Annotated in this window: 6 protein-coding genes and 2 pseudogenes; 5 read left to right on the top strand and 3 right to left on the bottom strand. The window is 65.2% G+C overall.

Annotation, left to right across the window (positions count from 1 at the left end; all coding sequences use genetic code 11):
• Positions 1-345 precede the first annotated feature (345 nt).
• Positions 346-1338: a hypothetical protein gene (locus ACFVZH_RS39605; protein WP_384905406.1), complete on the top strand. Its 993-nt coding sequence runs from the start codon at positions 346-348 to the stop codon at positions 1336-1338.
• A gap of 48 nt (positions 1339-1386) precedes the next feature.
• On the opposite strand, the gene ACFVZH_RS39600 is transcribed toward ACFVZH_RS39605, so the two are convergent.
• From ACFVZH_RS39600 to ACFVZH_RS39590, 3 genes and pseudogenes are all read right to left on the bottom strand, one after another.
• Positions 1387-1587 (bottom strand): hypothetical protein, encoded by a 201-nt coding sequence (locus ACFVZH_RS39600; RefSeq protein WP_384905408.1) that lies wholly within the window; start codon positions 1585-1587, stop codon positions 1387-1389.
• 43 nt (positions 1588-1630) lie between these two features.
• The gene (locus ACFVZH_RS39595; protein WP_384905404.1) at positions 1631-1966 is read right to left on the bottom strand and encodes a hypothetical protein; all 336 of its coding nucleotides are present in this window, start codon (positions 1964-1966) and stop codon (positions 1631-1633) included.
• A pseudogene (locus tag ACFVZH_RS39590) lies at positions 1963-3214 on the bottom strand (IS256 family transposase). The gene ACFVZH_RS39595 and the pseudogene ACFVZH_RS39590 overlap by 4 nt, the downstream one beginning before the upstream one ends.
• Positions 3215-3338: 124 nt before the next feature.
• On the opposite strand from ACFVZH_RS39590, the gene ACFVZH_RS39585 reads away from it, so the two are divergent.
• The 4 genes and pseudogenes from ACFVZH_RS39585 to ACFVZH_RS39570 all read left to right on the top strand — a co-directional run.
• Positions 3339-3572 carry a transposase gene (locus ACFVZH_RS39585; protein ID WP_384905402.1) on the top strand — a complete coding sequence of 78 codons (234 nt, stop codon included), beginning with the start codon at positions 3339-3341 and terminating at the stop codon, positions 3570-3572.
• Between the two features lie 2035 nt (positions 3573-5607).
• A complete protein-coding gene (locus ACFVZH_RS39580) occupies positions 5608-5871 on the top strand; it encodes a transposase (protein ID WP_384905400.1) in 264 nt (87 codons plus the stop codon).
• Positions 5872-5949: 78 nt separating this feature from the next.
• Positions 5950-6573: a hypothetical protein gene (locus ACFVZH_RS39575; RefSeq protein ID WP_384905398.1), complete on the top strand. Its 624-nt coding sequence runs from the start codon at positions 5950-5952 to the stop codon at positions 6571-6573.
• Between the two features lie 136 nt (positions 6574-6709).
• Positions 6710-6940, top strand: a pseudogene (locus ACFVZH_RS39570) (transposase); the annotation flags it as partial.
• Positions 6941-7025 lie beyond the last annotated feature (85 nt).

Here is a 7025-nt window from a genome sequence, read left to right as displayed (position 1 = left end):
TCTCGAGGCGGTAGCGGCTGGCAGTGGGCGGGTGGCGTCGGGGCCGGGAGTGGGTGAGATGCCGCTGAACGCGGACAGGAACCTTTGGGTCGCGCCGGCCGACTGGGAAAGCTTTTCATCGCCCGCTCGCGGGCGACTGGGACCTGATTGCGAACCATTCGTGTGGCGGCTCCCGGCAACTAAAAGCCGCCACACTAGAGCCTGCACAAACCAGGCATTTTTGCATCACTCGATTTCAAAGCGGGACGAATGATTGACCCGCGCTCGCAGACAGGAGACCCTTTCTTGAGCAGCAACGCCCCCGTACAGATGCCGTCCACCGACTCACACTGCCATCGTCCCCGAGTGCCGATCCGACGCAGACGGCGCGCCATCGCTGCGCGAGGCGCGGTTGCTGCGGGTGTTATCGCTTTGGCCGTTGGGTGGATGCCTGCCGCCTCGGCCAGCCCAGAGGGAATCTACGAGCAGACGGTGACCAGTGAGGGTGTGGCCTGCTTTGCCACCTCGACCGACGGCTCTCTGTTCGTCCGGGCGAAGGTCGGCCGGAACAGCCTCGGAGCAGACGATTTCCAGATGAGGGCCTACGACACGGCCAGCAGCGGTGACCTTCGCTACGAAGCCTTCGGAGCGCCGGGAAACTGGACGAGTAGCCATCTCCAAGGCCGAGGCGAGATCATCGATGCCGACGGCAATCCCGTTGCCGGCGAGGCATCGATGAGCGCTTCGTTCCGGCCCGTGGGAGATCCGGTCGAGAAGGTGGTGCGCGTTCAAGAAGGCAACAGCCGCATAGTGGCCACCATCACGACCCAGCGATATGAGATCACCAACCCGGTTGTCACCGTGACCGGCTTCGAAATAGGCCCGCTGGACTGCGCCGGGGATCACATCGTCACCCACACAATGTCCACCACTCCGGCGGCCTACATCGACAACGACAGGACCCTGGAGACACTGGACTCCGAAGAGTGCTCATTGCCCGGCGGCGGCGGGGACGTCTACGGCCGAGTTGACGGACGCCGCCTGACGCTGACGCTCTCCGAACTCCCCGGCGACCTCGACATCGCGAGCGGAACCGTCCCCCTGCGAGGCACTTCGGGAACCAGCCAGCTTTCCCTGACCGACCCCACGGGCGCCAGCATGGGAACGGCCCAAGCCACCGTCTCGGTCACCAAAGCCGGCAATCGCACGGCCGAGTCCTTCTCCGAAGACGGAATCGTAGTCGTACGGACCGTAACCCCCTACCGGCTCGCCCTCAGTCTCAACCTACCCAGCGGCCCAGTCTCCACGACCTGCGACATGCAACTGATCTCCAACCGACTGCGTGTGCGCCTGCCCTAAGCGGTCTTGCGTAAGTCCGGTGCTGCTGTGCGGAGTAGGGAGCAATAGTCAAGAGTTGTGGGTGGGGCTCTCCGGCTTGGCTGCGGTGATCTCGGCTGCCGCGAGCCGGGCTTCTTCGCGCACCTCTGGGTCGGGGTGCTGGAGGAACGGCTCGATCAGCGGGCTGGCCTGCGGGTCGTGGGTGGCGCCGAGGATGTAGAGGGCGTGTTCGAGGAGCTCACGCTCCATCGTCGGCATGCCGGCGGTCAGTGGTTCGGCGAGGTCCAGGGCCAGGCTGTGGTGGTTGAATGCCTCACTGAGCTCTTTCAGTACTCACTCCGCAGGGTGAACGCTCTTCTGGGGTTGACCGGCTTCCGACCTGCGGCTGGGATTCCCTCCTGCGGACGTAGCCGTCACCCGATCGGTGGCCACTCTGAAAGAGCTCACTGATCGAGTTCAGGGCGGACTCGCGGACCTTGATCACGGGGTCGTTGACGGCCGCACTGACCAGACGTCCGACGACCAGGCGAGCGGAGTCCGCGTCGAGTGCGGTGCCGCGCAGGAGGTCCCCGAGGACGTCGGCGGCGACGACGCGACGGTTCGGGTCGCGGTCGGTCAGTGCTTCAAGAGCGGCAAGCATCTCGTTCATGCCGCCACCTCGGACCGCTCGACCAGGATGCCGTTCTCGAAGCGTGCGCCGACGCGGACCAGGGGAACGAGGTGGGCCCCGGTGATCGCGCGCCATCGCTCCTGAGCGGACTCGACCAGCTTGAACACCATCGCGAGCGCGGCCGCCGGGCTGCCCGCACCGGGGGTGACTTTGGTGCGGAGCTTGACGGTCGAGAAGGTCGACTCGATGGGGTTCGTGGTCCGCAGGTGGATCCAGTGCTCGGCCGGGAAGTCGTAGAACGCGAGCAGTTCGTCCCGATCGTCGGTGATCTTCGCGACAGCCTTCGGGAACTTCGCCCCGTAGGTCTTCGCGAACGCCTCGATCGCCTTCTCGGCGTGGCCACGGTCCTCGGCGTTGTAGATCTCCTGCATGGCCTTTGTCGCGCCAGACTGTGCGGACTTGGGCAGGCAGTTGGTGACGTTGCGGGCTTTGTGAACCCAGCACCTCTGCGGGCGTGCGGCCGGGAACACCTCCGCGAGTGCCCGCCACAGGCCCATCGCGCCGTCGCCGACCACCAGCTCTGGGTCGCGCATGCCGCGGCGGCGGCAGTCGCGCAGCAGGTCGGCCCACGACTCGGTGGACTCGCGCAGGCCCTCGGCGATCGCGATGAGCTCCTTGGTGCCGTCCAGGCGGACGCCGAGCAAGACCAGGACGCACGAATGGGCCTGACCGAGGCGGACCTTGGGGTGCACGCCGTCGGCCCAGACGTAGACGTAGTCCCGGTCGGACAGGTCCCGGGTCTGGAAGGCGGCGTGGTCGTCGCTCCACTGCTTGGTCAGCCGGGTGACGGTGGCGGGCGACAGGCCGGCGGTGCCGCCGAGAAACTGCTCCAGAGCGGGCACGAAGTCGCCGGACGACAGGCCGTGCAGGTATAGGCAGGGGCAGCACCTCGGAGATCTTCGGCGACTTGCGGCACCACGGCGCCAGGATCTTCGAGGAGAACCGCTTGCGCTCGCCGGTCGTCTCGTCCACGCGCCGGTCGTTGATCCGCGGGGCCCTGACCTCGACCGGGCCGGCGGCGGTCACCACGGTGCGGGGCCGGTGGTGGCCGTTGCGGACCACCAGACGCCGTCCGTGCTCGTCGGTCTCCGCGGCCAACTCGGCTATGTACTGGTTGACTTCTGCCTCCAGGGCGGCAGCCAGCATGCGCCGGGCTCCCTCGCAGACGATCTCGTCGATCAGGGAGCCGGACTGGGTGGAGCCGTCGTCGGTGACTACGCTGAGCACGGGCGTGCCTTCCCGACCCGCGCTGCAACGCGGGCCTACTCGGAGACCATCAAAGGATCATTCGGGAAGGTACGCCCTTCGCGTTCCTGCCGGAACTGATCCACAGGTCTCCAGCATTGCTCCCGTGGGCACGATTGTGCTGGACAACGCCTCCACCCACGTCAGCCGACGGATGAGAGACGCACGGCCTCAACTCGAGGACCACGGCATCACTCTCTTCTACCTGCCGCCCTACAGTCCCGAACTCAACAAGATCGAGCGGGTCTGGCGGTCGGTGAAGTACGAAGACATCCCGATCCGGGCCTACCCCTGGATCGAACTCCGCACAGCAGCACCGGACTTACGCAAGACCGCTTAGCCGCACAGATCAGGCTCGCCTCGCCGCAGGCTTCGCAAGACAGAACTCATTCTTGGAATCGCCGGTCCCCAGTAACGGCGCGGCCGAGCCTGCAAGGGTAGGCATGAGGAGGGGCTCTGCTCCCAGGCGCCGATAGCGACAGCAAGAAAGCGGGCCTCGGCCCACCGCCCGCGGCACGCGACCGGCGGGTGGCCGTCGGCCAACAGCGACACCGCGCTGACCACCGCAGCCGGGGCAGCGAACTGATCGAGAGGAAGGGGGCCACCGCAATGCGGGGCCTCATGCCGCCAGCCGGTCTCCGATGACCAGCGCAGCATGATGCTGGCCCACGAAAAAACGGCGATCAGCTCGCGCCGGACGTCGGTGCCCGAAGCGCTTGCGGTGAGCGTGTCTGGGGCAATGCCAGCATCCACAAGAGCGGCATGGACGGCATCGGCGTAGGAAAGATGAGGCAGCATCAGGTTCCTCAGCGTGACAGAAGGGAGCGATATAGCGAAGCGATCCACACCGGACCTGCTGGCTCTCGGTGCCATCCATACCGGGTCCTGCGCTCGCGTGCGGCCGCTGAGCCGGTGCCGGTACGGTCGATGAGACGACGATGATCGTGATATCGCCGCCGTGATCGTCGATCAGTCGGCTGCCCCCTGATTGAACCAGGCTGGAGCCTGCCGACACTGACCTCACCTGTACCCGCGCGGATACGTCGCCTGCACACCCGAACATGGAGCGACCTGACGGAGGACACAGAAATCACCGCTTCTCCGAAAGGGGGCCGAAAAATCTGGTGAACCACTCCAGAACACCCCTCAATGACACAAAAACCCTGAGCAGCTCCTACCCAATACCATCACCCTGGACGAGCGGCGTAAGATCGACCTTCACCCCGCATAGACGCCGACCAGCAGCGGTACACACCTTCATATCTCTCTGCAGCTGCCGAGACAGAGTGCGATCTCGCACCTTCCGACCGAGCCCTGGATCAGCGAGCGCCGGGGCTGGGTGGGTTGGCTGAGAGGTGGAGGCAGGCGTGCTGGAGAGTGTGGCGGGCCTGGAGAAGGTGGGTTGCGGCAGGCGTGTGGTGCTGAATGCGCGTGGCGTGGACAGCGGCTGCGGCGCTGTGGTTGATGAGGTCGCGGGCCGCGGCTGTCAGGTGGGGCAGCCAGGACTGGTAGAGTTGACGGTCGAGGGTGGGGTGGGGACGGGCTCGGGTGCGATGGTAAGCGTGGACCAGCCATCGATCGGCCGGCAGACCGCCGGTGACGGGCTTCAGATGCTGATCGGCGATCATTGCCAGCCGGAGCCGCCAGAACCGCGAATGAGGGCCGGACAGACGTGTCATATCGTCACAGAAAGCTGCAAGAGCGTTAAGGAGAATGCCGCACCACCGGCGCAGGCTGTCAGTAGGGGAAGGAACACGGCCCGGGTGACTGGCTGACTGGCGAGTGATCCACTGCAGCTGGCTGGAGGCCACTTTCTCCGCCTTGCAAGGCAAACCGTTTATAGAACCGGTACAGGTGACAGCAGGGCGTCGCAGGGCGCTGGTCATGGGCTTGGACATTCGCCGCAGCATGCCGTGTAAGCACGGGCAGCCTGCTCTTGACACCAGGCCATCCGCTCAGTGAAAAGCTCCGGATAATCCCCCGCCCGGTGCAAGGGTGCGCAGAACAGCGCCTGCGCCCACACCTGGATCACAGACCTGTCCAAAGCCCCAGCCTGAAGCTGTGCTGTCCTACTCATTGTAGCCTCCGTCTCTGCTGTCGGTTCTTATCGCCCGCATGCGGTCAACCCGCACAAAACACTCCTGGAGTCCCAGGCTCCGCAGTAGTCACAGGCCGCTCATGAGTAGACGATGCCTATCTTTGAATCGCCCCGGATTTGATGGAGAAATCGAAGACCCGGAAGGATGTCGTTCATGGCTGCTCTCCGTAGGCGCCCCGGCGAGCTGCGTGAGGGTGTGACGCGGCATTGTGAAGTTCCCCCGTTGATGTGGACACCTGGACACTGGGACGTATGAACCCAGGGGAAGCAGTGCCAGGTGGGAAGTAAGCAGACGAAGCGTTACACGGCGGAGTTCAAGCGGGACGCGGTCGCGGTGGTGGGTTCCACGGGCCGGATGGTGACCGAGGTGGCACGGGAGCTCGGGGTGAGCCCGGAGTCATTGCGAGGCTGGTACAAACGGGCGAAGGCCGATCGTGGAGAGGGCCGGCCCGGCGAGCTGACCTCGGTGGAGCGTGAGTCAGCCGAGACGAACGTCATAATGCGGCGACGGACTTGGTGCCAGGATGTGGGAACCGCCTGAGCGGAAGGGCTCGTCACTGATCATTACCGACGCGGGAAGCGGCGGGAACGGTAAGTGAAGTAACAGCAGGGAGATTTCATGAGACAGGTATTTGCGGCGAAAGTGGGCCTCGCAGCCATTGCGGTGCTGACAGTGCTGACGGTTGGCGGCTGCCGGGAGGACGGTACGGAAGTTTCCGTCGTGCCGCCGAGCGGGCAAGCCGGTGAATCCGTGTCGCCGACGCCTTCGGCGAAGCCGAGTGATCAGCGCACCTTAGTGGACGCCCCCAGGGCGGGCGGTCTGAAGAAGCTGACGGGCGACGAAGCCCTGACGGACGTTCTCATCGACCCGGGCGAGATGCGGGACGGCATGACACTGGTCACCGGCAACTATGGGAACCCGAACGGGCAGGGCAAGCCGGTGCTGTTCGAGGGCGTCGACCACGTGCCCGAGGACACCAACAAGCGCCGCGAGCACCTGTTCCGGGGCATGCTCGAGTACATTCAATGGGACCCGGAGCTGGGGCAGCCCGAGGCGCAACCGGTGGAGAGCGGACCGCTCGGCGGCTCGATGGAGTGCCTGCTCGCCTCGCTGAGCGAGGATGGCAACGTCATCTGCGGATGGGCCGACGAGGGCACGTCGGCCGTCGCGCTCTTCGAGAACAGCACGCTTGCCGAGGCTGGGAAGCTCTTCGTCGAGATGCGCGGGGACTTGGAGCGCTGACCAACCGAGGTGACCCCCGGAGTGTGAACACAGGGGTTTTATGCTGCGAGGGAGAGTTTAGAGGACATCTGATCTAGGTAGTTGGTGTTTTGGGATGTTCTTGTGACTGTAGGCCGTGGTGGTCGTTGCCCCGGGTATGAGTCCTCGGCGTGCGTATCGCAGTGACGTTTCCGATGCTCGCTGGGCCTTGATCGAGCCGGTGTTCGTCGCCTGGCGGGCCGCCCGGTCAGGGCCCGGGACCGCGGCGCGGGTGCATGATCTGAGAGAGATCGTGAACGCGATCCTCTATGTCAACCGCACCGGGATCCCGTGGGAGTACCTGCCGCACGACTTCCCGCCGTTCAAGACCGTCTACGACTACTTCGCTTACGAGTTGGTGCGTGATAGCGGGTGAGTCGTGGTTGCCCTGCTTGTGGCGTTGGTCAGGTGGTGGTGTTGCGGTCGGAGACCAG

This window comes from Streptomyces sp. NPDC059534, from assembly GCF_042743475.1.
In the GTDB taxonomy this organism is placed as follows: domain Bacteria; phylum Actinomycetota; class Actinomycetes; order Streptomycetales; family Streptomycetaceae; genus Streptomyces.
Note: the sequence above shows the minus strand (reverse complement) of the source record. Positions and strands in the feature narration are given on the sequence as shown.